Source organism: Mesorhizobium sp. M0768 (assembly GCF_040320195.1).
Classification (GTDB): domain Bacteria; phylum Pseudomonadota; class Alphaproteobacteria; order Rhizobiales; family Rhizobiaceae; genus Mesorhizobium.
This window is the reverse complement of the sequence record NZ_JAMYPD010000114.1, coordinates 1-729: the sequence shown is the minus strand read 5'-3', so window position 1 is coordinate 729 and position 729 is coordinate 1. Positions and strand designations below refer to the sequence as shown.

Sequence of the window (729 nt, the reverse complement as noted above, 5' to 3'; positions counted from 1 at the left end):
CGAAGACTGACCGCGACCGTTCTGCGGCCTTCGCATCGACAGCGCCAATGAGCGGCGTCCCACATCCCACTCCTTGTGTCCATTGGGAGGGGTCGTTGTGGACCAAGCCCTACTACCCAGGCTTGTGACGAAGCCGATCCAGCGCGTCTCGAAGTGCATTGGCGGCATCGCCACGCTCGTCAGGGGACATCAGCTCCGGTTCAAGTTCCAACCTGAAGTGCGGCAGCTCGGTCCGAACAGCACGACGAGCGGCCGCCAAATTGGCCTTCAGATCGATGACGCGGTAGGTGGCGACGGGATAGGCGATCCCCTTGACCTGGACTTGCCCCAGTTCTTCACAGTCGATTGCGTCCTTCACTTGCGCAAACGTCTCGTAGGAAATGAGGATTGTCCCCGGCGGCGCCTCCTGCTCCAGGCGCGAGGCGAGATTCACGGCGCCGCCGATTATCGTGTAGTCCATCCGGTCCTCGCTGCCGAAGTTACCGACGGTGCAGTAGTCGGTATGGATGCCGATGCGACAGCGCAGCGGTGTTTCGATCCCCATGTCCCGCCAGACTTCGGCAAGCTCGCTAATCCGCTTTTGCATTGCAAGTGCCATCTGCGCGCAAGCCAGCGCGTCCTCCTTGACGCCGCGAGTCTCGGGATCGCCGAAAAACATCAGGATCGCGTCGCCGACATATTTGTCGATCGTCGCGCCGTGATCCGAAGCAATTTTCGACATTTCCGTCA

1 protein-coding gene is annotated in these 729 nt (G+C 60.6%); it reads right to left on the bottom strand.

The window, feature by feature from the left end; all coding sequences use genetic code 11:
• Positions 1 to 112: 112 nt before the first annotated feature.
• The coding region (locus NKI08_RS34570; protein ID WP_352775999.1) for an adenylate/guanylate cyclase domain-containing protein at positions 113 to 729 on the bottom strand (617 nt) is incomplete at its 5' end.